The sequence below is a fragment of the Marinobacter sp. UBA3607 genome (assembly GCF_002375525.1).
Classification (GTDB): Bacteria; Pseudomonadota; Gammaproteobacteria; order Pseudomonadales; family Oleiphilaceae; genus Marinobacter; species Marinobacter vinifirmus.
In genome coordinates, this window is the sequence record NZ_DFLY01000017.1 from 33,879 (window position 1) to 59,563 (window position 25,685).

The 25,685-nt window shown below is 60.1% G+C and carries 23 protein-coding genes; 13 read left to right on the forward strand and 10 right to left on the reverse strand.

Annotated features, from left to right (window positions below; all coding sequences use genetic code 11):
* Nucleotides 1-2 precede the first annotated feature (2 nt).
* Both B2589_RS06385 and B2589_RS06390 read left to right on the forward strand, forming a co-directional pair.
* Nucleotides 3-995, forward strand: coding sequence for an ABC transporter permease (locus tag B2589_RS06385; RefSeq protein WP_036220238.1), 993 nt, complete (start codon nucleotides 3-5; stop codon nucleotides 993-995).
* Nucleotides 988-1,848: an ABC transporter ATP-binding protein gene (locus B2589_RS06390; RefSeq protein ID WP_286815979.1), complete on the forward strand. Its 861-nt coding sequence runs from the start codon at nucleotides 988-990 to the stop codon at nucleotides 1,846-1,848. Before B2589_RS06385 ends, B2589_RS06390 begins: the two co-directional genes overlap by 8 nt.
* A gap of 44 nt (nucleotides 1,849-1,892) precedes the next feature.
* Here B2589_RS06390 and B2589_RS06395 read toward each other — a convergent pair whose 3' ends face one another.
* Entirely contained in the window at nucleotides 1,893-3,191 is a 1,299-nt protein-coding gene (locus B2589_RS06395; protein ID WP_199452021.1) for a nitrate regulatory protein, read from the reverse strand.
* Nucleotides 3,192-3,537: 346 nt separating this feature from the next.
* On the opposite strand from B2589_RS06395, the gene B2589_RS06400 reads away from it, so the two are divergent.
* From B2589_RS06400 to B2589_RS06415, 4 genes are all read left to right on the forward strand, one after another.
* Nucleotides 3,538-4,767 carry an NAD(P)/FAD-dependent oxidoreductase gene (locus B2589_RS06400; protein WP_286815980.1) on the forward strand — a complete coding sequence of 410 codons (1,230 nt, stop codon included), beginning with the start codon at nucleotides 3,538-3,540 and terminating at the stop codon, nucleotides 4,765-4,767.
* A 27-nt stretch (nucleotides 4,768-4,794) separates the two neighbouring features.
* On the forward strand, nucleotides 4,795-7,308 hold the full coding sequence (gene nirB / locus B2589_RS06405) for a nitrite reductase large subunit NirB (protein WP_286816075.1): 2,514 nt from the start codon (nucleotides 4,795-4,797) through the stop codon (nucleotides 7,306-7,308).
* A gap of 171 nt (nucleotides 7,309-7,479) precedes the next feature.
* The gene (gene nirD, locus B2589_RS06410) at nucleotides 7,480-7,848 is read left to right on the forward strand and encodes a nitrite reductase small subunit NirD (protein WP_199457746.1); all 369 of its coding nucleotides are present in this window, start codon (nucleotides 7,480-7,482) and stop codon (nucleotides 7,846-7,848) included.
* Nucleotides 7,849-7,954: 106 nt separating this feature from the next.
* Nucleotides 7,955-9,322, forward strand: a complete 1,368-nt coding sequence (locus tag B2589_RS06415; protein WP_286815981.1) for a WS/DGAT/MGAT family O-acyltransferase — start codon at nucleotides 7,955-7,957, stop codon at nucleotides 9,320-9,322.
* On the opposite strand, the gene B2589_RS06420 is transcribed toward B2589_RS06415, so the two are convergent.
* Together B2589_RS06420 and B2589_RS06425 are read right to left on the reverse strand one after the other, a co-directional pair.
* On the reverse strand, nucleotides 9,323-9,730 hold the full coding sequence (locus tag B2589_RS06420) for an NINE protein (RefSeq protein ID WP_058342267.1): 408 nt from the start codon (nucleotides 9,728-9,730) through the stop codon (nucleotides 9,323-9,325). It abuts the gene before it with no gap.
* Between the two features lie 210 nt (nucleotides 9,731-9,940).
* Nucleotides 9,941-11,047 carry an AraC family transcriptional regulator gene (locus B2589_RS06425; RefSeq protein ID WP_286815982.1) on the reverse strand — a complete coding sequence of 369 codons (1,107 nt, stop codon included), beginning with the start codon at nucleotides 11,045-11,047 and terminating at the stop codon, nucleotides 9,941-9,943.
* A 228-nt stretch (nucleotides 11,048-11,275) separates the two neighbouring features.
* Here B2589_RS06425 and B2589_RS06430 point away from each other — a divergent pair, with 228 nt between their 5' ends.
* A complete protein-coding gene (locus tag B2589_RS06430; RefSeq protein ID WP_286815983.1) occupies nucleotides 11,276-12,169 on the forward strand; it encodes a metal-dependent hydrolase in 894 nt (297 codons plus the stop codon).
* A 187-nt stretch (nucleotides 12,170-12,356) separates the two neighbouring features.
* On the opposite strand, the gene B2589_RS06435 is transcribed toward B2589_RS06430, so the two are convergent.
* Together B2589_RS06435 and B2589_RS06440 are read right to left on the reverse strand one after the other, a co-directional pair.
* On the reverse strand, nucleotides 12,357-13,133 hold the full coding sequence (locus B2589_RS06435) for a class II glutamine amidotransferase (RefSeq protein ID WP_286815984.1): 777 nt from the start codon (nucleotides 13,131-13,133) through the stop codon (nucleotides 12,357-12,359).
* 84 nt (nucleotides 13,134-13,217) lie between these two features.
* Nucleotides 13,218-14,033 (reverse strand): SDR family NAD(P)-dependent oxidoreductase, encoded by an 816-nt coding sequence (locus B2589_RS06440; protein WP_058342263.1) that lies wholly within the window; start codon nucleotides 14,031-14,033, stop codon nucleotides 13,218-13,220.
* A gap of 150 nt (nucleotides 14,034-14,183) precedes the next feature.
* Between B2589_RS06440 and B2589_RS06445 the strand changes: the two genes are divergently transcribed.
* Nucleotides 14,184-14,645: a nodulation efficiency, NfeD-like protein gene (locus B2589_RS06445; protein WP_286815985.1), complete on the forward strand. Its 462-nt coding sequence runs from the start codon at nucleotides 14,184-14,186 to the stop codon at nucleotides 14,643-14,645.
* Between the two features lie 2 nt (nucleotides 14,646-14,647).
* A complete protein-coding gene (locus tag B2589_RS06450) occupies nucleotides 14,648-15,667 on the forward strand; it encodes an SPFH domain-containing protein (RefSeq protein ID WP_286815986.1) in 1,020 nt (339 codons plus the stop codon).
* Nucleotides 15,668-15,692: 25 nt separating this feature from the next.
* Here B2589_RS06450 and yfbR read toward each other — a convergent pair whose 3' ends face one another.
* Nucleotides 15,693-16,298, reverse strand: a complete 606-nt coding sequence (yfbR, locus tag B2589_RS06455) for a 5'-deoxynucleotidase (protein ID WP_022990511.1) — start codon at nucleotides 16,296-16,298, stop codon at nucleotides 15,693-15,695.
* A 24-nt stretch (nucleotides 16,299-16,322) separates the two neighbouring features.
* A complete protein-coding gene (locus tag B2589_RS06460; protein WP_286815987.1) occupies nucleotides 16,323-19,148 on the reverse strand; it encodes a DUF748 domain-containing protein in 2,826 nt (941 codons plus the stop codon).
* A 155-nt stretch (nucleotides 19,149-19,303) separates the two neighbouring features.
* Between B2589_RS06460 and pdxH the strand changes: the two genes are divergently transcribed.
* The 4 genes from pdxH to B2589_RS06480 all read left to right on the forward strand — a co-directional run bounded on the left by pdxH (nucleotide 19,304) and on the right by B2589_RS06480 (nucleotide 21,820).
* Entirely contained in the window at nucleotides 19,304-19,939 is a 636-nt protein-coding gene (pdxH, locus tag B2589_RS06465; RefSeq protein ID WP_022990509.1) for a pyridoxamine 5'-phosphate oxidase, read from the forward strand.
* A complete protein-coding gene (locus B2589_RS06470) occupies nucleotides 19,908-20,669 on the forward strand; it encodes a 4'-phosphopantetheinyl transferase family protein (RefSeq protein ID WP_286815988.1) in 762 nt (253 codons plus the stop codon). The genes pdxH and B2589_RS06470 overlap by 32 nt, the downstream gene beginning before the upstream one ends.
* Before the next feature lie 12 nt (nucleotides 20,670-20,681).
* Nucleotides 20,682-21,266 carry a DNA-3-methyladenine glycosylase I gene (locus tag B2589_RS06475; RefSeq protein ID WP_094624381.1) on the forward strand — a complete coding sequence of 195 codons (585 nt, stop codon included), beginning with the start codon at nucleotides 20,682-20,684 and terminating at the stop codon, nucleotides 21,264-21,266.
* Between the two features lie 98 nt (nucleotides 21,267-21,364).
* Nucleotides 21,365-21,820, forward strand: coding sequence for a DUF3429 domain-containing protein (locus B2589_RS06480; protein WP_286815989.1), 456 nt, complete (start codon nucleotides 21,365-21,367; stop codon nucleotides 21,818-21,820).
* Between the two features lie 153 nt (nucleotides 21,821-21,973).
* Here B2589_RS06480 and B2589_RS06485 read toward each other — a convergent pair whose 3' ends face one another.
* The 3 genes from B2589_RS06485 to ectA form a co-directional block, all read right to left on the reverse strand.
* Nucleotides 21,974-23,425, reverse strand: coding sequence for an aspartate kinase (locus B2589_RS06485; RefSeq protein ID WP_022990505.1), 1,452 nt, complete (start codon nucleotides 23,423-23,425; stop codon nucleotides 21,974-21,976).
* Between the two features lie 50 nt (nucleotides 23,426-23,475).
* Nucleotides 23,476-24,744: a diaminobutyrate--2-oxoglutarate transaminase gene (gene ectB / locus B2589_RS06490; RefSeq protein WP_022990504.1), complete on the reverse strand. Its 1,269-nt coding sequence runs from the start codon at nucleotides 24,742-24,744 to the stop codon at nucleotides 23,476-23,478.
* Between the two features lie 178 nt (nucleotides 24,745-24,922).
* Entirely contained in the window at nucleotides 24,923-25,438 is a 516-nt protein-coding gene (gene ectA, locus B2589_RS06495; RefSeq protein WP_232902691.1) for a diaminobutyrate acetyltransferase, read from the reverse strand.
* Between the last annotated feature and the right edge of the window lie 247 nt (nucleotides 25,439-25,685).

Here is a 25,685-nt window from a genome sequence, read left to right on the forward strand (position 1 = left end):
AAATGACTACGTTAAGTGCAAGAATCGGTCAGTCCATGGCCAGTGGCAGCCGCCAGCTGCTTTCCGGTATGCATCCGCGCGAATGGCTCACGCGGGGCAAAGAGCTGCTGTTGCCGCTGGTTGGTATTCTGCTCTTCCTCGGCTTCTGGCACCTGGCCGCACCGCAGGTGGAAACCTCCCTGGGGGCTTTCCCCGGCCCGGTGCAGGTGTGGGAGCAATCCGGACAACTGTGGCAGGAGCACGCCAGCCAGCGGGAGCGGGCCGATAAGTTCATCACCATGCAGGAGGAGCGTAATGCCCGCATTCTGGCCGACAATCCGCAGGCAGACGTCCGCATCCGGGATTACCCGGGCGCGCCCACCTTTCTCGACCAGGTGGTCACCAGCCTGCTGACCGTACTGGCCGGTTTCGCCCTGGCGTCATTGATTGCAGTGCCGTTGGGCATTGTCTTTGGCCTGAACCGGTACTTCCAGGCTGCGGTGAATCCCCTGATACAGATCTTCAAACCGGTCTCTCCGCTGGCCTGGCTGCCGCTGGTGACCATGGTGGTGTCCGCCACCTATGTCAGTGACGATCCGATGTTCGAGAAGTCGTTCCTGACCTCGATGATTACAGTCACCCTGTGCAGTCTGTGGCCGACGCTGATTAATACCAGTGTTGGGGTAGCCGCAGTGAGTCCCGATCTGCTGAACGTCTCCCGGGTACTGCGGCTGTCATTCTGGACCCACGTGCGCAAGGTGGTTTTGCCTTCGTCGGTGCCGATGATCTTTACCGGCTTGCGGGTGTCGCTGGGTATTGCCTGGATGGTGCTGATCGCCGCTGAGATGCTGGCGCAGAGCCCGGGGCTGGGTAAGTTCGTCTGGGATGAGTTCCAGAATGGCAGTAGCCAGTCTTTGAGTCGGATTATGGTGGCGGTGCTGGCCATCGGGTTTATCGGGTTTTTGCTGGATCGGGTCATGCTGTTAATTCAGAAAAAGGTGGCATGGAATGAATAAGACACATCTGGAACTAACCGGAGTCGAGATGGCGTTTGATACGCCGAAAGGACCCTTCGTTGCCCTGGACAATGTGAACTTGAAGATCCAGAAAGGGGAGTTTGTTTCACTGATCGGCCATTCCGGCTGCGGAAAATCAACGGTGCTAAACATTGTTGCCGGGTTACTGCAGGCCTCCAGGGGTGGCTGTGTACTGGACGGGCATGAGGTAAATTCACCCGGTCCCGAGCGGGCGGTGGTGTTTCAGAATCATGCCCTGATGCCCTGGTTAACGGTGTATGAAAACGTGGAACTGGCGGTCCGGCAGGTGTTTCGCAAGTCGATGACCCGGCAGGAGCGCAAGGACTGGATTACCCATAACCTGGAACTGGTGAATATGGCCCACGCCGCCAACAAGCGGCCGGGCGAGATTTCCGGGGGGATGGCGCAACGGGTGGGCATCGCCCGGGCATTGGCCATGAAACCCAGTGTGTTGCTGATGGATGAGCCGTTCGGGGCGCTGGATGCCCTGACACGGGCCCATTTGCAGGATTCGCTGATGGAAATACAGCAGGAGCTGAACAATACCGTGATCATGATTACCCACGATGTGGACGAGGCGGTGCTGTTGTCCGACCGCATTATCATGATGACCAACGGCCCTGCCGCCACGGTGGGGGAGGATCTGCACATTGATCTGCCAAGGCCTCGCAATCGTGTGGCCCTGGCGGATGATGTCAAATATGTGCATTACCGGCAGGAGGTGTTGTCGTTCCTGTACGAGAAGCAGCGCAAGCTGGAGTCACTGAACAGTCGCCGCGGCAGCAATGCAAAACCCGAGGCGCCGGCAGCAAAACATTCAGCTTCGGCCTGACTTTATGCCGGGGCGGGGCGCCCCGTCCCGGCCTGGTTCAAGTATCAGCTTAAGACCCCTGCCATGGATACCAGTGCCCGGGCGACTTCGGGCAGTCGCTTGCCCTGATCCATGGCCAGTTTTCGCAGCAGGCGGTGGGCTTCGTCATTGCTGATGTTGCGGTGTTCCATCAACAGCAGGACGGCCTTTTCCTGGGTACGACGATCTTCCAGAGCTTCTTTGGCGCTCTGCAATTCTTCGGACATCTGACGCAGGCGGCGAGTCTGTTCCTGGACCAGGTCAAAGATGGATCGGCCTGATTGCTGCCCGACACCTTCCCCGACCCACGCGTCGGCAGCTCCGGCCTCTACACCGTTATCGCAAACCACCAGCACGGGCGTTGTGGAGGCATGGCGTTGTTCCAGCGAGGCCAGCAGGGTCTCCTGATGAGCCAGGGAGTGGCGCGCTTCGGTATAGCGCTCCACGCAGCGATGGTGGAAAGCGCTCTCAACGGAATCCTCAATCTTCTTCAGATCGTCCATGCGCTCTGTCATCAGATTGAACCAGCGGTCGGCCATGTCTTTATCCAGAGACTTATAGGGCCCGACCGAAACGGCCATCTGTCGCATCCGCTCAATTTCCAGTTCCCGCGGGTGAGCGCGCAGGGCTTGCCAGAGCGACAGGCTCTCCTCACTGGCGAAGCCGACAAACACCTCAAAACACCGCTCCTGCGCTTCAACCAGGTGCATCATGCGCCGTGACAGTGCGTTATCGAAGTGTCCGCTGGAGAACCCCGCGGAACCTGCGGCCCGCTCCTGACCACAATATTCCTTTCCGTTCATGACATGCACCATGGCCACAAGCAGTCCCGCAATCGAAGGTTCTGCCACGGTTTCTGCCGCTTCGAAAACGACCGTAATCAGTTGATGAATAGTGTCGCAGAACCACTCCGTGGCCTCCGAAACACTGGCCTCCTGGTCATTCACCCGCTGCCGCAGCCCGGGCAGTTGGTCGAGGCTGTGCAGGGCGCTGGCGATGTGCCCGAGCAGTGGGCTGCTGACCGGATGGGTGGTGAGATCCTCCTGAATGTCTGCCAACGCCCGCCGGAAGGTAGCGGCCAACTGGTCGTTTTCCTTGACCATGGCGGTACGTTCCCGGGCAAAGCGTTGGCAACCGGACCCCAGATAAAGATTGGTGGCGCCTCGCTCCCGTTGCAGGCCATGGACCAGATTGCCCACGCTCTGCACCAACCGCCCCATCTGCAGAAAGTACTCCAGATTACGGATCTCACACTGGCGGGAGGCCATCAGAAATTCCGCAGCAGTCGCTGTCGCGGTCATACGGGGATGGCGTTTGGTGTTCATGGTGCAGCTCCTGGTGTCGGTACACAGTTGGTTCCTTTCTACCCGGACTGCAGCAATTTACAGGCCAGTCATTCCGGCCCAATCATCGTGCGTTTCGCCCCATCCCGGGGCACCCTTTTGATGCCCACGAGCCGGACTCTTTCAACGGACTCACCTAAGCCATTGAATAATAAAGCCTGAAAAAGTTGGCACGGAGATCGCAAACACTTAGACAAGGACGACTGTCCCGGCCATGGAATCAGGCCGGACCATCAGATCATTGTTGTTGGCATTGGTGCCGGACCATCTGTTCTCTTCGGAGAGCATGATGCTCCGGCTTTTTTCGTTGCTGGAGGCACTCAGTTCCATGGAACACACACAGGATAACCCACTGGTGATCTGCGGCCATGGCATGGTCGCGCAGCGGCTGCTGGAGCAACTGGTAGCCCAGGGGCATCCGTTCAGCCGCATTGTGGTGTTTAACGGTGAGCCCTTCGCTGCCTACAACCGGATCCAGTTGTCGTCATTACTGGCCGATCAGATTCAGGAAACCGATCTGGAACTGAAACCCTGGCAGTGGTTCCACAAGCACCGAATAGAGGTGCACCAGCATGAGCCTGTCACCCATATCATTCCGGACCAGCGCGAGGTAACAACCGCCTGTGGTCGCACCCAGTCCTATCACACGCTGGTGCTGGCCACCGGAGCACAGCCCTCCCGCCTTGGCCTCCCCGGTGAAGACCTTGACGGCGTGATGAACTTCCGGGACCTGGCCGACACCCGCACGCTGATCCGGCAGGCAAAGTCACACCGTCGGGCCGTGGTCATCGGCGGAGGCTTTCTCGGTCTGGAGGCGGCCGAAGGGCTCAGGACCCGGGGCATGGACGTTACGGTGCTGCACCGCAGCGGTCATCTGCTCAACCGACAGCTGAACCCGATCGCTGGCGATATCCTGAAGCAGAAGTTACAGCAGCGGGGGCTGAGTATCCGAACCGGCACCTCGCCGGTCTCCCTGCTCGGTCGGAATCAGGTCCGCGCCGTGGAACTGAGTGACGGCACGGTACTGGCCACGGACCTGGTGGTTATTGCTACCGGTATTGAACCCAACAAGGGATTGGCAGCTGACGCCGGCCTCAACTGTGACCGGGGTATTCGAGTTACTCCGAACCTGATGACGTCCAACCCGCATATCTACGCACTGGGTGAGTGCTGTCAGTTTCAGGAGCACACCTTTGGCTTGGTCGAACCCGGTTACGAGCAGGCCCGAATCCTGGCACAGCTTCTTTGCCAGGTGCCGGGAGCCAGGGCATTTGAGCCTGGAGAAGTGGCCACCCGACTGAAAATCAGCGATCTGCCCATTTTTTCCTGTGGCCGGGTAGTCCCCGGCGAGCATACCGAAATTGTTGAATGGCAGGACCGAACCCACGCGGTCTACGGCCAACTGCTGCTGGATGGCAACCGGCTGGCCGGCGCCATCCTGCTGGGAGATACCGCCAACGGGCCCTGGTACAGCGAACTGATTCGCTCCGGAGCCGATGTCTCCCGCTACAGGGACACCATCGCTTTCGGCAAAACCTATTGCGACGCAGCAGCCTGATAGGCTGCCAAGAGAGAGGACAGCATGATGAGTAAACAGACCCTGATCGTGATCGGCAACGGTATGGTTGGCCATCACTTCCTGGAACAGTTTAGCCAGTCCCCGGAGGCCGAGACCTACCGGGTGATCGTGTTCGGTGAAGAGAAGCAGCTGGCCTACGACCGGGTGCATCTGTCGGAGTACTTCACCGGTTCCACTCACGCGGACCTCGCCATGGGTACAGCAGACTGGTACGCGGAACAGGGCATCGATCTTCGCCTGAATGAGCCGGTCACCGCCATCGACCGGAACACCCGCGTGCTGACGACACCGAAAGGCAAGTACACCTACGATCAACTGGTGCTGGCCACCGGCTCCTACCCGTTCGTACCGCCCATTAAGGGCAACGATCAGGATGGCTGCTTTGTGTACCGAACCCTGGACGATCTGGATGCCATTCAGGCCAGTGCCCAGTCGGCGAAAACCGGTGTCGTGGTGGGCGGCGGTCTGCTGGGGCTGGAAGCGGCAAACGCCCTGAAAAGCCTGGGCCTGCAGGCCCATGTAGTGGAATTCGCCCCGCGCCTGATGCCTGTGCAGCTGGACGATCAGGGCGGCGCCCTGTTGCGCCAGAAAATTGAAGATCTGGGCGTACAGGTACACACCGAGAAAGCCACCACGGCCATTGTGCCGGGCAGCGACGCCCGGCTGAGGATGAACTTCGCCGACGACAGCCATCTGGAAACCGATCTGATTGTGTTCTCCGCCGGCATCCGTCCTCAGGATACCCTGGCCCGGGCCTGCGGCCTGGAGGTGGGCGAACGCGGCGGGATTGTGGTCAACAATCAATGCACCACCTCAGACCCGAACATTCACGCCATCGGTGAATGCGCGCTCTGGAACAATCGCATCTTCGGACTGGTGGCTCCGGGTTACACCATGGCGCGCACCCTGGCGGCCGCTTTGAACAAAGACACCGGTGCGGCCTTTACCGGTGCCGATATGAGCACCAAGCTCAAGCTGCTGGGGGTGGATGTGGGCTCCATCGGCGATGCCCACGGCCAGACCCCGGGTGCACGCAATATCCGTTTTCACGATGAGCAGGCCGGCCACTACCGGCGCATGGTGGTGAGCCAGGACGGTAAGACTCTGCTGGGCGCCATTCTGGTAGGCGACAACGGCCCTTACGATACCCTGCTGCAGTACGCCCTCAATGGCATTGAGCTGCCAGCCAACCCGGAGGCGCTGATTCTGCCGGAAAGCGAAGGAGGCGCGCCTGCCCTGGGGGCCGACGCCCTGCCGGACAGCGCCTCCATCTGTTCCTGCCACAACGTCACCAAGGGCGATATATGTGGCGCCATTGACGCCGGCTGCACCGATCTGGGCGGCGTCAAGGCTGAAACCAGGGCCAGTACCGGTTGCGGCGGCTGTGCGGCTTTACTGAAGAAGGTGGTGGACAGCGAGCTGGAAAAGCGCGGCGTGGAGGTGTGTACCGACCTTTGCGAACACTTCCCCTACACCCGACAGGAACTGTTCCATCTGGTGAAGGTGAACGGTATCCGCACCTTCCGGGGTCTGCTCAAACAATACGGCAAGGGCCAGGGCTGTGACATCTGCAAGCCAACGGTGGGCTCCATTCTGGCCACCTGCTGGAACGAGCATATTCTGGCCACCGACCACGTGCCGCTACAGGACACCAACGACACTTTCATGGCCAACATGCAGAAGAACGGCACTTACTCCATCGTGCCACGCATTCCGGGCGGCGAGATTACCCCTGAAAAGCTGATTGTGCTGGGCGAAGTGGCCAGGGAGTACGATCTGTACACCAAGATCACCGGCGGGCAACGGGTGGATCTGTTCGGCGCCACCCTGAGCGAACTGCCGGAGATCTGGGAGAAGCTGATCGCCGCCGGTTTTGAAACCGGCCACGCCTATGGCAAGTCCCTGCGTACGGTGAAGTCCTGCGTGGGCAGCACCTGGTGCCGCTACGGCGTGCAGGACAGCGTGGGCATGGCGATCACCCTGGAGAATCGCTACAAGGGCCTGCGGGCGCCCCATAAGGTGAAGATGGCGGTGTCTGGCTGTACCCGCGAATGCGCCGAGGCCCAGAGCAAGGATTTCGGGGTGATTGCCACGGAGAAGGGCTGGAACCTGTACGTGTGTGGTAATGGCGGCATGCGGCCACGGCATGGGGATCTGTTTGCCACCGATCTGTCGGATGAAGAGCTGCTCCGCACCATCGACCGGGTGGTGATGTTCTATGTACGCACGGCGGATCGGCTGCAGCGGACGTCGGTGTGGATGGAAAACCTGGAGGGTGGTCTGGCGTATCTGAAGCAGGTGGTGCTGGAGGACAGCCTCGGCATTGGCGAGGAGCTGGAGCAGCATATGGCGGATCTGGTGGACACCTATCAGTGCGAGTGGAAGACCGCCGTTGAGGATCCGGAGAAGCGCAAGCGGTTCCGGGAGTTTGTGAATGCGCCGTTGCAGAGGGATCCGGTGCAGCGTTGGACTTCGGAGCGGGGGCAGCGTCGGCCTGTTTTGGAGGTGGTTTCTTCCTAGCCTTCTGATCCGGTGCAGGAGCCAGGCGGCATGGGGGTGCTTTCCTTTCGGAAAAAACAACTCGCTTCGCTCAGACATCTTTTTTCCTGCAGGAAAGCACCCCCATACCACCTTGCTCTTTGGGCTTGGTGGGAGAGGCACTCAGTATTGGTGAACAAACAGGAGAGATTTATGAAAGCTCGGACTTGTTGGGAAGCGGTTTGTACGGTGGACGATCTGGTGGCGGATTCCGGGATTGCCGTCTGGACGGAGGACGGGCCGGTCGCGGTGTTTTATCTGCCGCATCGGTTGCCGGCGTTGTTTGCCATCAGCCATAGCGATCCGTTCAGTGGTTCGAACGTTTTGGCCCGGGGGATTACCGGGGATTTGAACGGGGAGCCGGTGGTGGCTTCGCCGCTGTACAAGCAGCATTTCAGTTTGCGGACCGGGCGGTGTCTGGAGGATGCGGGTGTGCAGGTGAAGACGTATCCGGTGCTGTTGGATGGCAACCGGATTCGGCTGGAGGTGCCGGTGGCTCAGGCGGCGTCGGTGGCGGCCTGAGCCCCTGGGGTCGCTGAACGGGCGTCAGCCGGGTTTGTTTGGGTCAATCCGGTGTCGGGCAAGTTGCGGTAGTATCATCTCTATCCTCAACAACACGAGATGCACCGTGATACCTCTCAGCCCCACCGACCAATTGTTCCTCTGGCTGGAAAAGCGCCAGCAACCCATGCACGTGGGTGGGCTTCAGCTGTTTTCCTTTCCCGAAAACGCCCCGGACGATTACGTTGCCCGGCTGGCGGAGCAGTTGCGGCAGCAGCATCAGGTAACCGCGCCGTTCAACCGCCGGCTGAGCTACCGGCTGGGCCAGCCGGTGTGGGTGGAAGACGATCAGCTGGACCTGGAGCACCACTTCCGCTTTGAAGCGCTGCCAACGCCGGGTCGCATCCGGGAGCTGCTGTCGTTTGTGTCGGCCGAGCACTCGCACCTGATGGACCGGGAGCGACCGATGTGGGAGGTGCACCTGATTGAAGGGCTGAAAGACCGCCAGTTTGCCTTGTACACCAAGGTGCATCACTCGCTGATCGATGGGGTTTCCGCGATGCGCCTGGCCACCCGGATGCTGAGCGAGAATCCGCAAGAAACCGGCATGCCGCCGATCTGGGATATGACACCAAGGGCGCGTTCCGGTGGCGATGATGGCAGCCTGTCACTCTGGCGCAGCGTTACCCACCTGCTGGGCAGCTCCGGCAAGCAGCTGGGTACGATTCCCACGGTAGCGAAGGAGCTGCTGAAAACCATCAACCAGGCCCGCAAAGACCCGGCCTACCACTCCATCTTCCACGCCCCGCGCAGCGTTCTGAACCAGAAAATCACCGGTTCCCGCCGCTTCGCCGCCCAGTCTTACTGCCTGAAACGCATCAAGGCGGTGTGTGAAGCCTACGGCACCACCGTGAACGACGTGGTCACCGCCATGTGTGCCTCAGCCCTGCGCACCTATCTGATGAACCAGGATGCCCTGCCGGCGAAACCGCTGATCGCCTTCGTGCCGGTTTCCCTGCGCCGGGACGACAGTTCCGAAGGCAACCAGGTCGGCGTGATCCTGGCCAACCTGCACACCGATGAAAACAATGCCGGCCAGCGCCTGATGAAAATCCACCAGAGCATGGAGGAAGCCAAGGACCGCTACCGGAACATGTCGTCAGAGGAAATCGTCAACTACACCGCCCTGACCCTGGCCCCGGCGGCCTTCCACCTGCTCACCGGCATGGCGCCAAACTGGCAGACCTTCAACGTGGTGATCTCCAACGTACCCGGCCCCTCCGAGCCCCGCTACTGGAACGGCGCCAGGCTGGAAGGCATGTACCCGGTCTCCATCGCCATGGACCGCCTGGCCCTGAACATGACCCTGACCAGCTACAACGGCCAGGTAGAATTCGGCCTCATCGGCTGCCGCCGGACGCTGCCCAGCATGCAGCGAATGCTCGACCACCTGGAAGAAGGCCTGGCCGAGCTGGAAACCGCCGCCGGCCTGTAATCAGCCGAAACGGACTTCGTGGTTACGTTCGGAAACCTGGGTGTTCAGGGTCCAGAAGTCGTACAACACGCCGATGAAGAACAAGCCGCCAGTCAGCAGGTAGATCAGCCCGGTAATCCACTTGCCCATGTACATGCGATGGATGCCGAACACCCCCAGGAAGGTGAGCAAAATCCAGCTGATGTTGTAGCTGACCTCGCCTTCCTGAAAACGCCGGTCGGCCTGTCTGTCCATACTGGGGATCAGAAACAGGTCGATGATCCAGCCGATGAAGAACAGCCCTAAGGTGAAGAACCAGATGGTGCCGGTGATCGGTTTACCATAATAAAACCGGTGCGAGCCCAGGAATCCGAAGATCCAGAGCAGGTAGCCTATGACTTTGCTGTGTGTGTCTGGTTGTCCGTTCATCCTGGTTCCTTTTTTTGAGTTTGGGTTCGGCTTGGGCCCTAGCCTGTTGGTTTTGGGGGCGGGACTGGGGAGGTTGGATTATTTTTCCCTTGGAAAAAACAACTCGCTTCGCTCAGACATATTTTTTCTGGCGGGAAAAATAATCCAACCTCCCCGTCCGTCACAATATCGGGGCATAGGCGGGGAAGACAAGGCGCAACAATCAAACTATCAGGGGCCGACATCAGGCGCCGGATCCACCCCACCTTCCCGAAATTCAGAGGCAGACTTCCCGGTCCACTTTCGAAACGCCCGACTGAAGTTGGACAGGTCGGCGTAGCCCAGTTCATAGGCGATCTCGCTGACGGACTGGGTGGTATAGCGTAACAGCTGGATAGCCCGGTCTTTCAGGACGGCTTCTACGATTTCCCGGTAACTGGTGTCCCGGTCCGCCAGCCGGCGCTTGAGGGTTCGGGATGAGACGTGGAACCGCTCGGCCATGGCTTCCAGGGACGGTAGCGGCCCCGGGGTCATTCTAAGCATGTTGCGGATGGCCAGTACGATGTCGCCTTGCTCTTTCAGGGCCTTTTGCAGCTCGAACTCGCATTGGTCCCGGGCCATTTGGGAGGCTTCGGCGTCGGCCAAGCGCATTCTTACATCCAGCATCTGGCGCGGGAAGATCAGCATTTCTTCCGGCTGGCCGTAGTCGAACCGCACCGGCAGCTGGCTGGCAAAGGCTGGGTAATAGCCGGGTTCCGGGGCGCTCAGGCGTACTGAGACGCCGGGTAGCTTGCCATCGGACAGGGCAAAGCCTTTGGCCTCGGCGTCGCTGCGGTCCAGTAGCTGCTCGGTCAGCAGAATCAGGGTGGCGCTGACGGTTTCGGCCAGGAAGTTGTACAACCCGGGCACATCAAACTCGGTGCACAGTTGCACCAGTACCTGATCGCCAGCGAGGGACTGTTTCATGCTCAGGAACGGCGCCCGCAGTTGCAGGTAGCGACGGACGGAATCCAGGGCGCCTTCAAAGGTGGGGCTGGTGAGGGCGGCGAAGCCGAGGGTGCCGTGGATGGTTACCCGCAGCTCCCGCGCCAGCTGGAAGCTCAGGCCATCCTTTCCGGCCAGTTCCAGTGCCCGCTGGGCCATGAGGATGGCGTCGGTGACAAACACGCGGCTGTCGTTGGCTTTGAGGTCTTCAGCGGTGAAGGCCAGCCCCTGATACAGGGAGCGGTCGTTATGGCCCAGCTTGCGTACGGTTTCTGCCAGTACCCGCAGGTAAACGCCCGGCACCAGAAACAGCCCTAACATCTGCTTCTCGGTGTCCGCTCCCGTTGCTGCCATAGTCTGTTCCTGAATTGATAAATGTCTGGTTACTGACTGTACCAGAACCCCATCAAAGCAACAGTGGGGCTGCGGGCCGCATGTTTGCCGTCATACCGGTCAATGCGGGGCTCCGGTGGCCCATTGTGAACGATGGCCGGCCCGTTTGCGCATTCAGCTTGTTGGTTGACTGGCCCACACTGGAGCCATGACATCAGCCAAAGCGTTCAAACGCACAGGAGTAACAACATGCTGACCACCGCACACGCCAACGGCCAGGCCAAGGCCTCACATACCCCGGACAACGTCGCCATCAAGCCCCAGCGCATGGGCTTCGAGTTCGATGAGAAGGTGCCCCGCTACTGGCTGGACAATAACTATCTGATCAGCCACACCATGAACGCACTGTCTGTGCTGTTTCCGGAAGGCGAGCAGTTTTTTGTGGATTCTGTGCGGGCGTTCCGCGATCAGATCAACGATCCGAAGCTGAAGGCGGAGGTTCGGGGCTTTATTGGCCAGGAGGCCATGCATTCCCTGGAGCATATTGCCATGAACCAGCATGTTCGCGATCAGGGCATGCCGGTGGAGGAGATGGAGAAGGATCTGAAGGTGATTCTGGACCTGGCCCGCAAGCTGCCCAAGCGCCACCAGCTGGCGGTGACCTGTGCCCTGGAGCATATCACGGCGATGATGGCGGATATGCTGCTGGAGCGGGACGATGTGCGTGAGGATATGCACGAAACCATGCGCCCACTGTGGGTATGGCATGCCATTGAGGAAACCGAGCACAAGGCGGTGGCCTATGATGTGTTCCAGCAGGTGGGCGGCACCTATGCCGAGCGGGCTTTCTACCAGTTGTTCGCGACGGCTGCACTGGGTGTGGTGGCGACCTGGTTTACCGGGCGGATGGTGATGAAGGATCGCAAGCACTTTTCGGTGAAGGGTGCGGCGAAGGGGATGTGGCGCATGTGGGGTAAGGATGGCGCTTTCTCTAGCCTGATTCCGGCCTGGGCGGAGTATTTCAAGCCGGATTTCCATCCCTGGGATAAGGACAATAGCGAGCTGATCGGGCGGTTCAAGGCGCAGATTCAGCAGTATATTGCGCCGCAGTATAAGAGTGGGAATCGGCGGACCTTGCAGTAAGGTTTCTTGCTGGAGTTACGCTGGCGAGCGGGTTGGAGGGGCTTTCCTTTCGGAAAAAACAACTCGCTTCGCTCAGACATCTTTTTTCCTGCAGGAAAGCCCCTCCAACCCACTCTCCTGCTTGACCTGACTATGTTGTTCTCTCCAGCTTCTCCTGACTGTGTTCTCCGGGCTCTTTAGGCCCGGTTTATGCTTTTTTGCCTGACATCACGACCTCTCCCTTCTTCCACAGCCTCCATTCGCCGGGCTGGTAGACATCCCATTTTTCATCGGTGGTCAGGGGTTCTGTCACGATCACGCTGACGATGTCGTTGGGGGTGGTTTCGGATTCGAAGTCGACGGTGACGTCGGCGTCTTTCAGCCGGGCCGGGCCGAACGGAGCCCGGCGGGTGATGCTGGCCATTTTGGTGGTGCAGTAGGTGAACAGCCAGTCGCCGTTGCTGAGCAGCAGGTTGAATACGCCTTCGCTGGCGTAGCTCCGGGACAGGTCGACGAGTCTGGTGACGACGTCTTCGAGTGGGGTGTCGCGGTCGCAGTGGCTGCGCAGGTGGTTGAGGATGTCGCAGAACAGGGCTTCGCTGTCGGTGTCGCCGACCGGCTCGTAGAATCCGGGTTCGGGGCGGAAGCCGGTGAGTTGGCCGTTGTGGGCGAAGACCCAGTATCGGCCCCAGAGTTCACGGATAAACGGGTGGGTGTTGGCCAGGCAGATTTCGCCGACGTTGGCCTGGCGGATGTGGCAGATGGCCACTTCGCTTTTGATGGGGTGGGTCTGAACCACTTCGGCGATGCGGGAGTTGGCGCTGGCGTCGGCGTCGTGGAAGCTGCGCACGCCCTTGCCTTCGTAGAAGGCCACGCCCCAGCCGTCTTTATGGGGGCCGGTGTCGCCGCCGCGGCGGGTCAGGCCGGTGAAGCTGAAGCACAGGTCGGTGGGGGTGTTGGCGCTCATGGCCAGCAGTTCGCACATGGCAAAGCGATCCTTGGCTGATGGTGATTCAGCCAAGGATACCGTAATTTGACGGCAGCTCCAGTGCTGCCGGGGCTTGTCAGGTCAGATGTACAGGTTCTTGCGGGAGAAGCGTTCGACCAGCGGCTGGTAGGCGGAGCCGAGCAGGCGGTTGATGGCGTCGATGCCCCAGGCATCCGGGCCCACGAGGATGCGGGATTCGTTTTTCAGGATGCCTTTCACGATAATTTCCGCAGCCTTGTCCGGGGTGGTCATGGCAATCTTGTCGAAGCCTTTGCGCTGGGCTTCACCGTTTTCGGATTTACCCATGCGGGCGGAGTTGGCGATGTTGGTGCGGATTCCGCCGGGGTGTACGCAGCTGACCTGCACCGGCTGGTTTTCCAGTTTCATTTCCTGGCGCAGGGATTCGGTAAAGCCCCGCACGGCAAACTTGGCCGCGTTGTAGGCGCTCTGTTTGGGCACGCCGATCAGGCCAAATACGCTGGAGACGTTCACCACATGGCCCTCACCGGATTCGATCAGGTGGGGCAGGAAGGCGCGGGTACCGTGGGCCACGCCCCAGAAGTCGATATCCATCACCCATTTGAAGTCTTCGTCGGTCATCTCGCGAACGGAGGCCGACAGCGCCACACCAGCGTTGTTGATGACCAGGTTAACCTTGCCGAAGTCCGCCCGTACCTGTTCGGCGTGGGCGTAGATGGCTTCGCGGTCAGAGACATCGAGAAGGTACGAACGCACGTCGGCACCACCGCAGGCGGCCACGGTTTCCGCCAGCCCGGCTTCGTTAACATCAGACAGCGCCAGCCGGCAGCCTTTGGCGGCTAACACACTGGCAAGGGCCCGGCCGATTCCGGAACCGGCTCCGGTTACCACAGCCACTTTGTTCTTGAGATCCTTCATGATTACGACCCTCTGTCTTGTTTTTGCTACTGATGCAGGTACTTTAGAACTCCGGTACTGTAACAGCTGGGCCGCCATGCAAAATGGCATCACACGCCCCCAGAAACGGGCGCTCCGGCCACTTGATTCGACGACGGGATAAAACTGACTATGGAATGGAGTCTTACCCACTTCTGGCTGATTCTGGCCCTGGCCCTCAGCCTGGCCGAACTCACCTCCGGCGTACTGCTGTTGCTCGCCCTCGGCGTGGCGGCCGCACTGACCGCACTGGTGGCGTCTCTCGGCGCATCTTTTGAATGGCAACTGGTAGCAATGGGCGTTCTGTCCGGCATTCTGGTTCCGGTGGCCATCCTCTGGATACGCCCCAGGTTCTCCCCCAAAGGGGTTGCCTATGGCACTACAGGCACCGGCGTGGAACACGGCAAGCTCTACCACTCTCAATTACGTGACTTTGACGGCACCACCGGCATTGAGGTCAATGGCGACTTCTATCGCCTGAAACTCGTGGACGGCAGCAGCCCTGAACTGCCGGAAGGCACGCCAGTGGTTTTTGAAACGTTTGATGGCACAACCGCCATCGTGCACCTCGCACATCCCAACAAGGAGCAGTAAACATGGAAGCATTGATTACCCCGGGGCTGGTCATCAGCCTTATCGTTGTCGCTGTTGGCGTTTTCGTTATTGCCAAGGGGCTGGTCATTATCCGGCAGTCCGAAGTTATGGTGATCGAGCGCCTGGGCTCGTTTAACCGGGTGCTGGAGAGCGGCATCAACATCATCATTCCGTTCATCGAGAAACCCCGCCCGATCAGCATGATCCGCTACATGCGCATGGGCGATGAGTATCACCCGGTCACCACTGACGAAGTCCGCATTGACCGTCGCGAAACCGTGATGGACTTTCCCGGCCAGCCGGTGGTCACCACCGACAACGTTACGGTGAAAATCAACGGGGCGCTTTACTACCAGATCATCGACCCCCGCCGGGCCGTATACGAAGTCGCCAATATGAGCCAGGCGGTGGAGGTGCTGGCCAAGACCACGCTGCGTTCGGTGGTGGGCAAGATGGAGCTGGACAAGCTGTTCGAATCCCGCAGCGAGGTCAACAATGCCATCCAGGCGGAAATGGAAGATGCCGCTTCGAAATGGGGCGTCAAGCTGACCCGGGTGGAAGTGCAGGACATCAGCATGCCCGAAGAGGTGGAAGAAGCCATGCGCCTGCAAATGGCCGCTGAGCGTAAGCGCCGGGCCACCGTAACCGAGGCGGAAGGCGAGAAATCCGCCGCCATTGCCATGGCCCAGGGCCAGCGCGAGTCCGCGATCCTGAACGCCCAGGGCGACAAAGAATCCGCGATTCTGCGCGCCCAGGGTGAGCAGGAGTCGATCCGCCTGGTACTCAACGCCATTGGCGATTCGGAGGAAAACAAGCGCACCGTTGTCGGCTACCTGCTGGGCCAGAGCTACATCAAAGCCCTGCCCACCATGGCGAAAGACGGCGAGCGGGTCTTCGTACCTTACGAATCCTCCGCCCTGCTGGGCTCCATGGGCATGTTCCGGGAACTGGCCGGCAGCCCTGAAGATGCCGTTCGGGACGGCCTGCGTGGTGGCATGGTGGCCTCAGCCGGCAACAGCTAAGCCATAAACCCGGTTACAGTGCTCGCTAGCCCAGCAAATGGTCCAGCGGGCGCTCGTAACTGGGTGCAAACACCTCCAGAAAGTACAGCACTTCCGGCAGGGCCTGCTGTTGCAGGCCATGGAGTATCTGCTCCGCCGCCGGCTCGAATTCCTTGTTGCCGGTCTGGATCTCGGCCCGGCACTTCAACAGGGCTGACAGCCGGTCTGCTGCCTTGATCAGCTCTTTCTCCGCCTGGCCCAGCTGCGACTCCCGCACGTAGGGAGCGAAATCCTCCCGCAAGTCATCGGGTAGCAGTGCCAGCAGTTCCGCTTCGGCCTTGTGTTCAATATCCCCGAAGGCTTCCCGCATCACTTTCGAGTGGTACTTCACCGGGGTCGGCATATCACCGGTAATTACCTCGGTAGCATCGTGGTACAGCGCGGCAGCGGCGATGCGGTCGGCATTCACAGCCCCGTCAAAGTGCCGGTTGCGGATCAGCGCCAGGGCGTGGGCGATGGTGGCTACTTCCCAGGAATGGGTGGCCACGTTTTCTTCGATGGCATTGCGCATCAGGCCCCAGCGCTTGATCCAGCGAAGGCGCGACACATAGGCAAAGAAATGACTGGCAGCACGTGCCTTTAGACTGGCCATAAGCCTTCCTGATCCGGTGGTTGTTCAGCGTACATCCAGGTTGAACGGTACGGTCACCTGGCCCTGATCATCCACGGCCGCCTGCCGGGACGGCTCCAGGGTGAACAGCTGGTCAGAGGGCACACCATGGGTGTCCTGCAGCAGGCGGCGCACCGCCACCCCCCGGTCTGTGGCCAGTTTGCCCAGTGTCTCCGGTGGCAGCGACAGCTCACCATTGCGATAAGCCTGCTGCGCCTGCTCCCAGGCTTCACCGGTTACCGGTTCACCCCGGGCTTCACGCTCGGCTTTGAGCAGGGCCAGGCCATCGGCTTCGGCGGCTACGGCGCCACGGATATTCAACAGCAGGTCCGGCCGGTCATTGAGGGCGCCTGCCAGGGCAGACAGCTTTTCCGCCTCGCCGCTGGCCAGCTGCACACTGCCCGGCACAAAGCTTACCTGCCCCAGTTCTTCGCTGCTGAAACCGGCCAGGTCCGCCAGGGAGCCGAGCATGCTGAACGGCGAGGCGGCCGCCTTGACCAGCAGATTCACGAAGGCCCGCATAACAATCTGGCCCATGCTGAATTGCGGGTCCGACAGGTCGCCCTCGATGGGCAGGTCCACTTCAATCACGCCCTGGCGATCGGTCAACAGGGCGAGCCCCAGCTTTACCGGGGCGTTGACCGCCTCCTCACTGGCCACAGCCTGGCCCAGTTCCATTCGGTCCAGCACCACCTGGTTCGAAGCTTTCAGCCGGGTTCCGGTGAATTCGTAGTCCAGGTCCAGTTTCAGTTTGCCGCTGTCCACGCCGTAGCCCAGAAAGCGGCCAAAGTAGGGAGACAGCACCGGCAGGGCCAGGTCGTCCATATTCAGTTGCAGCTCACTGGGGTCTTCCGTACCCAGGGCGCCCAGGGTGCCCTTGAAAGTGACCGGCGCCACGCCCGCCAGCCGGCCCTGCAAGTTCACCGAGCCCTGCTGGGGTGGCACGTTGCTGATGCCGGTTACGCTGCCGCTCAGGGTATCAAAGGTGGTGTTAAACACCGGCTCCATGGTGCGGTCGGTATAGGCTACGGAGCCTTCTTCCACCAGCAGCTCGCCAATGCGGAAGATAAGTCCTGGCTCGCCGGATTGTTCGGCTGCGCTGTCATCTTGCGCCGCATCGGCTTGTTCCGTGCCGGCATCGGTGCCGGTTTTGACAATGCGCTCCACGTTATGGGCACCGCCGGTATCCCGCACCAGGTTAAAGGCCGGTTGTGCCAGGGTTACTGTGCCGATTTCCAGCCGGGCCGGGTTAACGTTGAATTCCACCGGCGCCAGTCGCAGCAACTGCCAGGACACCAGTTGCCCGTCCTGGTCTGCCAGCCGCAGGTCCAGGTTGGCAATTTGTGCGGTACCACTGAAGGTACCGGTCATGGGGTCATCCTGGCTGTCCAGGTCCAGGTTGCCGTCAAAACCCAGACGGCCTTCGTTTACCGCCAGGTTGGCGCCCAACTGCAGATAGGGTTCTACCGCCGCCAGCGCAATGTCTGTGCCGGCCAGGGCACCTTCAAAATTGAACGGTGCGGGTGTCACCTGGCCGTCTGCACGCAGGCTGCCACCGCTGGCCAATCCCGCCGACAGGCTGTAGGGCACAGGCTCATCCATCCGCTGTGACAGCCCGCCCAGAGTGACGGTCAGGTCGGTCAGGGCCAGTTCCGCCGGGGTTTCCGGAACCCGGTCACGCCACCGGACGCCACCTTCGGTCAGTTCCACACCCTCAACAGACCAGCGGAAAGCCGAGGCGGAGCTTGCGGGTTCTTCCCCGGCGGCCTCCGCCGCTTGCTCACCGGCCGGCAGCGAGGTTACCCAGTCGACCATACCTTCGGCATCACGGCTGGCGGCCACGAACGGGGCCTCGATGGTCACTATGCCCAAAGAAGCTTCCCGGGCGGTGAGGTCAAAGCCAATGTCATTCACGGTCAGGGCCCGGGTTGTGAGGGCCGGCTCGTCGTCACCTTCGTTCAGGGCCAGGGCCAGGTCACGGATCGACAGCTTGCCACCGGAGGTAATCAGTTCAAACTGGTCACCACCGGCCAGCTGGTAGCGGGATTCCACAGTGACGGCGCCATCCCGCAGTTGCCAGGGCAAATAGGGGGCCAGGAAGTGGGCCAGGGTGTCGTGGCGAACATCGGCAATACGCAACCGGCCTTCGGAATACAGCGGCGTTACGCTCAGGTCGCCCTGCCAGTCGATGTGCTGGTCCCCGATAGCGGCGGTGACAGAGTACTGGCTGTCAGACCCTTCCCTCTGCCAGGTGGCCAGGTCGTTCAGGGCAAGATCCAGCGGTTCGATGAGGAATTCGGCCGGTTCCGGCTGGGAGAAATCCCGGAACAGCAGCTGGCCACCTTCAATGGCGATCTGCCGGAAAAACAGCCTGGGTGGTTCCGAAGGCTCCGACGGCTCCTGAACCGGCTCAGGTTCGCTGGCGGGCGGGTTGGCGTTTTGCCAGTCCCGGGCGTAGTTCACCGAGTAGTCTTCCAGCAGATCCAGGCGGATATCCGGTTCGGTCAGGCGGATTTCCTCGAAGCCGATAATGCCCCGCACCAGCTGGAGGAAACTCACATCCACACGCAGTTTTTCAAAGGCCGTGACCGGTTCGTCTGCCTGGTCACGGGCGGCAAAGCCTTCGGCTTCCATGCTCAGGGCAAACGGATTAACCCGAATGCTTTCCACCTGCGCCTGCCAGCCCATACGCTGTTCCAGCTGTTCGGGCAGGGCTTTTTCCAGCCACCAGGGCAGCAACAGGAACCCCGCCAGTGCGTACAACCCCACCAATACCGCCAGCACGATGGCACTATTTCGCGCCAGATGACGTTCTGCCTTTTGCTCGGCCACAGACCACTCCCTCTGAAACAGCACTGAAATTCCGGATACTCCTTCAAGCATACCGCCGGGCGCCAGTCTTTGTCAGCCAGACCTGACAGCCGGCACTGAACCCGATATCCTCGCAAGACGTAACACTCCCTGTGCAACCCAACGGAGAGAGCAGTATGGACATCGGCGATATGCGTCGGGATTTTGAAAGTGAAGGGCTGGATCGCGAACACCTGAACGACGACCCGGTTTTGCAGTTCCAGGCCTGGTTTGAAGATGCCCGCACCGCAGGTATTCTTGAGCCCAACGCTATGTCGCTGGCCACCGCCGGTACCGACCAGATGCCGGACCTGCGTACCGTGCTGCTGAAATACTTCGATAACCGGGGCTTTGTGTTCTACACCAATTACGGCAGCCGCAAGGCGCTGGAACTGGAGCAGAACCCCAAGGCAGCGCTGCTGTTTCCCTGGATCGGCCTGAACCGTCAGGTACGTGTTCAGGGGCCGGTGGAAAAGGTCAGCAAGTCGGAATCCCTGAAATACTTCGCCTCCCGGCCCCGGGGCAGCCAGATTGGCGCCTGGGTATCGGAGCAGAGCAAGGCGATTACTTCCCGGGGCCTGCTGGAACAGAAAGTGGCGGAGATGAAACGCAAGTTCAGCTCCGGCGAAATTCCCCTGCCCAGTTTCTGGGGCGGTTACCGTGTGGTTCCGGAGCGGATTGAATTCTGGCAGGGGCGGCCAAGCCGACTGCACGATCGCTTCGAATACGTGAGAGAGGGTGATGGCTGGACCATCCAACGCCTGCAGCCCTGACCGGCCCCAGATCTGGCTGTGTCACCAGATCCAGCGGGACCTGCCCGCACCGCCGGAGTGGATGACCCGCTTTGAGGCCGACACCATGGCCCGGCTAGAGGGTGTCCGCAGGCGGGAATTCCTTGCCAGCCGCTGGCTGATGCGGCAGGGTATCAGCCAGGCCAGTGGTACGGCCCCCGAGCATTGCCGGCCGATGGACGGACGCCCGGTGGCGACCGTTTCTCCCCCGCACTGGTGCCTCAGCCTCAGCCACAGCCGGGAACTGGCCGCCGTGGCCACCGGCGGCCGGCCGCTGGGTATTGACATCGAACCGGGCCAGCGCAAGCCGGACTGGACCGGCGTGGCCAGGCGCTGGTTTTCGCCGGTGGAGCAGGAGTGGCTGTTCCGGGCCGATGATCCCTTTTCTTTCCTGCAGGTCTGGACTCTCAAGGAAGCCTGGCTGAAAGCCACAGGGCGGGTCATTGCCGGCAACCTGCAAACCCTGGAAGTACGCAAGAACTTCGAACTCTACGGCGACCAGCCTGATGGCCTCTGGCAGGCCAGCTGTTTCTATGCCGAAGGCTTTGTGATTACTCTGGTGCACCAGGCGTCCACCGATGGCAACCGCACGCTGTGGCCGGACATCACCCTGCTGGAGCCGCCGGCGGACGACTTTGCACTGACCCCGGCGCGGCCAACAGACACCAGTTGGGAACCCCTGTTCCAACGCATAATCCGCGCCAGGCGCTGACCCGGAGGCCCAATGAGCACAACCCGCGAACGCTGCCCCTGGTGCGGAACCGACCCGCTCTATGTGCACTACCACGACACCGTCTGGGGTCGCCCGGAATATGATGACCAGGCGCTGTTCGAAAAGCTGTGCCTGGACGGCCAACAGGCCGGCCTGAGCTGGATCACCATTCTGCGCAAGCAGGAAAGCTACCGCGCCGCCTTCGCCGGCTTTGATCCGGAACAGATCGTGCGCTTCACCGAGCAGGACCAGGCCCGGCTGCTGGAGAACCCCGGTATTATCCGCAACCGCCTGAAAGTGCAGTCCATTATCCGCAATGCCCGCAGCTACCTGGCGCTGAAGGAGCAAGGCATCGGCTTTGCCGATTTTCTCTGGCAGTTCGTGGAGCACCAACCCCGGCAAAACCACTGGCAAACCATCGAACAGGTACCGGCCACCACCGCAGAATCCGAGGCCATGTCCCGGGCCCTGAAAAAAGCCGGTTTCAATTTTGTCGGCCCAACCATCGTGTACGCCTTTATGCAGGCTACCGGTATGGTGAACGATCACCTGGTCACCTGCCCGGCCCATCGGGAATGTCTCGAACTGGCCCGATGATCCCGACGGGCATGGCAAGCGTAAATCTCCCTGTATCGCAATTCAGGGAGCTATACCGTGCGAATAATTCTCAATGAACTGAAACCGAGGCAGCGGTCGTGATCGCCGTTGCCCGCCTTGCCATTCTGGTCGGCATTGCCGGCCTGGTTCCGTTTATTACAGGGGTTGTCGGCCTGTTTGCCCTGCCCGCCAACAGTGTCGCTATTCTCGGTTGGTTCTATCTTTACAGCGCCGGGATACTTGCCTTCATGGGAGGCATTTACTGGACCATGGCGTTGCAGCTGGAGAACCGCTCCTACCCGCAATCGCCACTGGTAACCATGTTGTTAAGCCAGGTCTTCTTTGTGGGCGCCGGGCTGGGACTGTTGTTGCACACACCCCAGAAAATCCTGCTCTACACCGTGGCCTTCGCCTTACTGTATTTGGTGGATGCGCGCTGGATGCGCCAGTACTGGCCGGCCTGGTACCTGAAATTGCGACTGCTGCTGACGGTGGTGGTATTGCTCTGCCAACTGACGGTCGGCGCCTGGTTCTGGCTGTTGCACGGCGGCTGAAGGGAAAGAAAACGGGGGAAGGAAAGGTGATCGGCCACGCCCGGCCATAATAACTCGCCAGAGGCGAGACGGCCGACCGGGCGCCCGATCAGGAGGCAAGACGTCCTCCATCACCCGCAAGCGAAGCGACCGGTTCCGCTTGCGGGCAATTCTTCAGGCGGTGGTTGCCGCCACGATAGCGTATTCGTGGTTATGGGGCTCGATGAGCGCCCCGTGCAGGGCCACAATCGCCTGGTTGTAATGGTCTTCGTCAATCACGAACTGGATGTCCACCTGGCGCATGCACTGGTGAATGGCCAGCACGCTGATTTCCTTGTCTGCCAGCGCCTTCACAGAGCGGGCCAGAATGCCGGGCACCTTCATGTCGCTGCCACAGGCTGACACCAGGGCCACCTTGCGGGTGCTGACTTCGGCATTCGGAAACTCTTCTTCCAGCGCCTTGACCACTCGCTTCACATGCTTGAGCGTCGTGCCCACATAGTGAGTGATGGTGTTGGCGTTGGTGTCCTTCGACATGAAGCGCACCTTGAAGCGGGTCAGCACGTCCAGGATCTTGCGATCCGAGCCGGGCTCGCCCTGCATGTCCTGGTCGAACACTTCGATGGCAAACACACCCTTGGCGCCGGCAATGATTTCCACCTGTGGTTTCTCGCTGATGTAATCACCGGTAATCAGGGTGCCGGTATGCTCCGGCTCGAAGGTGTTCATCACCCGCAGCGGAATCTCGTTCTGGCGCAAGCCCTTACCGGCCCGGGGGTGGATGGCTTCCATACCCAGGTTGGCCAGCTGGTCCGCCACGTCGTAGTTGGTACGACCCAGGGGAACTACCTTGTCTTCACCCACCACTTTCGGGTCGGCGGAGCTCAGGTGATATTCCTTGTGGATGATGGCTTCGCGGGCGTTGGTCATCACAGCCACCCGGCTGAACGTCATCTCGCTGTAGCCACGATCGAAGGTGCGCATCAGACCTTCCTTGCACTGGGCGTAGCCGGTCACAATCGGCAGCTCGCGGCTCAGGTCGATGCTGTCGAACGCCTGCTTCAGCTTTTCGTCCAGCGGCAGCAGCTCGGCATCACGCCAACCGGTCAGGTCGACAAAGCGGGCATTAATGCCCTCCTGCTGCAGCTTCAGGGTGGTGTTGAACGCACTGTGCGCTTCGCCGATACCCGCCAGCATTTCCCGGACAGTCAGCAGGTGCTCTTCAAGCTGGAACTGGCCGTAGGAACACAGGCGCTGCAGGTCGATCAGGCAGCCGCGAACACCTTCAATACGGTCAGTGATGAACTGGTCCGCCTGCTGCTTGAGCATCGGGTCTCTGAACAGCTCGCCGTTGATGTCGGTCAGCAACTGGATCAGCTTGGTGAGGTCGTCACCCCAGGCCCAGTCCGATTCGGCATCGGCAAACAGGGCGTAAACGCCCGGCTCGCCGGTTTTCTTGTGTTCCAGCAATTCGTTGGTTACGCCGCCATAGGCTGAAACCACGAAAATCCGCTGGTAGAGGTCGCTCTTCTTGCGCTTGCCAATAATGATATTGTCGCGCACGGCCTCGTAATTACTCATTGATGTACCGCCAATTTTCTCGACGGTGTGCTGTGCCGTAGTCATATCCTTGCCTTCGTAATCTGCGTTTTGGAAAGGTGGGGGAAACGGGCGTCTTACGACGCCTCGTTCACACCTTCCTGCATGATCTCGTCAACAGACTCGCCCAGCAGTTTCGCGCCCAGACGCAGGTCATCTTCGCTGGTGGTCAGCGGCATCAGGCACTTGATCACTTCATCGTTCGGGCCACTGGTCTCGATGATCAGGCCCTTCTCGAAGCAGCGCTTGGTGATCGGACCGGTCACGTCTGCATGCTTGGCTTCGATACCACGCATCAGGCCACGGCCTTTCATCGAGAACTCACCCGGGTACTTGTCGCAGATCGCCTGCAGGGCATCGCCCAGCACCTTGGTCTTGGCCTTCACTTCGTTGGCGAAGGCATCGTCTTTCCAGTAGGTTTCAACGGCAGCGCGGGCCGTTACGAACGCCATGTTGTTACCACGGAAAGTACCGTTGTGCTCACCGGATTCCCACACGTCCAGCTCCGGCTTGAACAGCACCAGCGCCATCGGCAGGCCGTAGCCACTCAAGGACTTGGATACCGTCACGATGTCCGGCTTGATGCCAGCAAATTCAAAGCTGAAGAACTCGCCGGTCCGGCCGTTACCCGCCTGGATGTCATCCACAATCAGCAGGATGTCGTGCTTCTTGCACAGCTCGGACAAGCCTTTCAGCCATTCAGCGCGGGCCGCATTCAGACCGCCTTCACCCTGAACGGCCTCAACGATAGCCGCCGCCGGCTTTTCAACACCGGAGGAGCTGTCAGACAGCACCTTGTCCATGATGTCCAGGGTGTCTACGTCTTCACCCAGGTAGCCGTCGTAGAACATGAAGTCCACGTGGCCCAGGGGTACGCCTACACCACCACGGTGATGTTCGTTACCGGTGGCGGCAACGGCACCGGCCGTTACGCCGTGGAAACCGTTAGTGAAAGAAATGATGTTGGTACGGCCTTTCACCTTCCGGGCCAGCTTCATGGCCGCTTCCACACAGTTGGTACCGGTGGGGCCGGTGAACTGCATCTTGTAGTTCAGGCCACGGGGATCAAGGATGTACTTCTTGTACGATTCCATGAAGTCGTGCTTGGCGGTGGTGAACAGGTCCAGGCCCTGGCTCACACCGTCTGCCTCGATGTACTCGAGCAGTGCTTTCTTCAGGACATCGTTGTTGTGGCCGTAGTTCAGGGAACCGGCACCGGCCAGGAAGTCCAGGTACTGTTTGCCGTCTTCGGTGTACAGGTGCGCGTTCTTGGCACGGTTGAAAATCACCGGAAAGGCACGGGAATAAACACGAACTTCGGATTCAGTAGACTTAAAAATTTCCATTGTCTTGCCTCTTAGCATGTCAGGTTCGAGGTAAATGCGCGGTGGCCTGCTGGTAAAACGTGTCGGTCGCAACAGGCCCGCCGTGCGTTGATGTCAGCCATCTGGCAGGCCCACCTCGGGTGGCCTGCCGGCTGTTCAGATTCGCAGTCAGCGATTCACATACCGTGAATCAGGGCTCTCAGACAGGCTTCGTGAAAGGCCCGATGCGCAGCAGGAACTCAGAATCGTGCTTGCCGCCAAAGTGGGTCTCTTTCTCGAAGTGCTCGTGATAGGTGAGCTCGGCTCCCAGATCACGGGCAAATGAGCGGAACAGCGCCCAGGAAGCCTCGTTGTCTTCGGTAATCGTGGTTTCCAGGTGCGTGACGTTCTTGCACGCGTCCCGACCTACGATTTCCTTAAGCATCCGCTTGGCGAGGCCCTGGCCACGACCTTTCTCGTGTACCGCCACCTGCCAGACAAACACGGTCTCGGGCTGTTGGGGAGGGATGTATCCGGAGATAAAGCCGACCAGATCGCCGTCCTTCTCCGCCGCCACGCCGGTCTCGGCAAAGTGGCTGCACTGCAACAGGTTGCAGTAAATCGAGTTGGGGTCCAGCGGCGGGCATTCCGCAACCAGCTGGTGGAGCCTGTAGCCATCATCCTTGGTGGGTTTGCGCAAGGTGATGGCGGTGGTATTCGATCCTTCTGATGTCATAACGTGATCAATTCGCTTCGAAAGTTAGAGCTGAATTATATAGACCACAAAATATATTTCAAGTCGACCCTCTCTGGCTACCGCCCTCCCTGACACTGAATGGTACCAATAGCTTCTTGGTCAAACTCTTTTAACCTGATGTTTTTTATGGATTATTTTGACAATTTACCGTAAACCCCCGAATGAGTAGCTACCCAAGGCTAAAGAGCCGAAACCAAATTGTTTAGGCCTCCAAACATCAGCGCCG

What these genes read in the sequence shown, in the direction of transcription:
- B2589_RS06385 (WP_036220238.1), top strand. Translation starts at nt 3, where the DNA reads ATGACTACGTTAAGTGCAAGAATCGGTCAGTCCATGGCCAGTGGCAGC.
- B2589_RS06390 (WP_286815979.1), top strand. Translation starts at nt 988, where the DNA reads ATGAATAAGACACATCTGGAACTAACCGGAGTCGAGATGGCGTTTGAT.
- B2589_RS06395 (WP_199452021.1), bottom strand. Translation starts at nt 3,191, where the DNA reads ATGAACACCAAACGCCATCCCCGTATGACCGCGACAGCGACTGCTGCG.
- B2589_RS06400 (WP_286815980.1), top strand. Translation starts at nt 3,538, where the DNA reads ATGGAACACACACAGGATAACCCACTGGTGATCTGCGGCCATGGCATG.
- nirB (WP_286816075.1), top strand. Translation starts at nt 4,795, where the DNA reads ATGAGTAAACAGACCCTGATCGTGATCGGCAACGGTATGGTTGGCCAT.
- nirD (WP_199457746.1), top strand. Translation starts at nt 7,480, where the DNA reads ATGAAAGCTCGGACTTGTTGGGAAGCGGTTTGTACGGTGGACGATCTG.
- B2589_RS06420 (WP_058342267.1), bottom strand. Translation starts at nt 9,730, where the DNA reads ATGAACGGACAACCAGACACACACAGCAAAGTCATAGGCTACCTGCTC.
- B2589_RS06425 (WP_286815982.1), bottom strand. Translation starts at nt 11,047, where the DNA reads ATGGCAGCAACGGGAGCGGACACCGAGAAGCAGATGTTAGGGCTGTTT.
- B2589_RS06430 (WP_286815983.1), top strand. Translation starts at nt 11,276, where the DNA reads ATGCTGACCACCGCACACGCCAACGGCCAGGCCAAGGCCTCACATACC.
- B2589_RS06435 (WP_286815984.1), bottom strand. Translation starts at nt 13,133, where the DNA reads ATGTGCGAACTGCTGGCCATGAGCGCCAACACCCCCACCGACCTGTGC.
- B2589_RS06440 (WP_058342263.1), bottom strand. Translation starts at nt 14,033, where the DNA reads ATGAAGGATCTCAAGAACAAAGTGGCTGTGGTAACCGGAGCCGGTTCC.
- B2589_RS06445 (WP_286815985.1), top strand. Translation starts at nt 14,184, where the DNA reads ATGGAATGGAGTCTTACCCACTTCTGGCTGATTCTGGCCCTGGCCCTC.
- B2589_RS06450 (WP_286815986.1), top strand. Translation starts at nt 14,648, where the DNA reads ATGGAAGCATTGATTACCCCGGGGCTGGTCATCAGCCTTATCGTTGTC.
- yfbR (WP_022990511.1), bottom strand. Translation starts at nt 16,298, where the DNA reads ATGGCCAGTCTAAAGGCACGTGCTGCCAGTCATTTCTTTGCCTATGTG.
- pdxH (WP_022990509.1), top strand. Translation starts at nt 19,304, where the DNA reads ATGGACATCGGCGATATGCGTCGGGATTTTGAAAGTGAAGGGCTGGAT.
- B2589_RS06470 (WP_286815988.1), top strand. Translation starts at nt 19,908, where the DNA reads ATGGCTGGACCATCCAACGCCTGCAGCCCTGACCGGCCCCAGATCTGG.
- B2589_RS06475 (WP_094624381.1), top strand. Translation starts at nt 20,682, where the DNA reads ATGAGCACAACCCGCGAACGCTGCCCCTGGTGCGGAACCGACCCGCTC.
- B2589_RS06485 (WP_022990505.1), bottom strand. Translation starts at nt 23,425, where the DNA reads ATGACTACGGCACAGCACACCGTCGAGAAAATTGGCGGTACATCAATG.
- ectB (WP_022990504.1), bottom strand. Translation starts at nt 24,744, where the DNA reads ATGGAAATTTTTAAGTCTACTGAATCCGAAGTTCGTGTTTATTCCCGT.
- ectA (WP_232902691.1), bottom strand. Translation starts at nt 25,438, where the DNA reads ATGACATCAGAAGGATCGAATACCACCGCCATCACCTTGCGCAAACCC.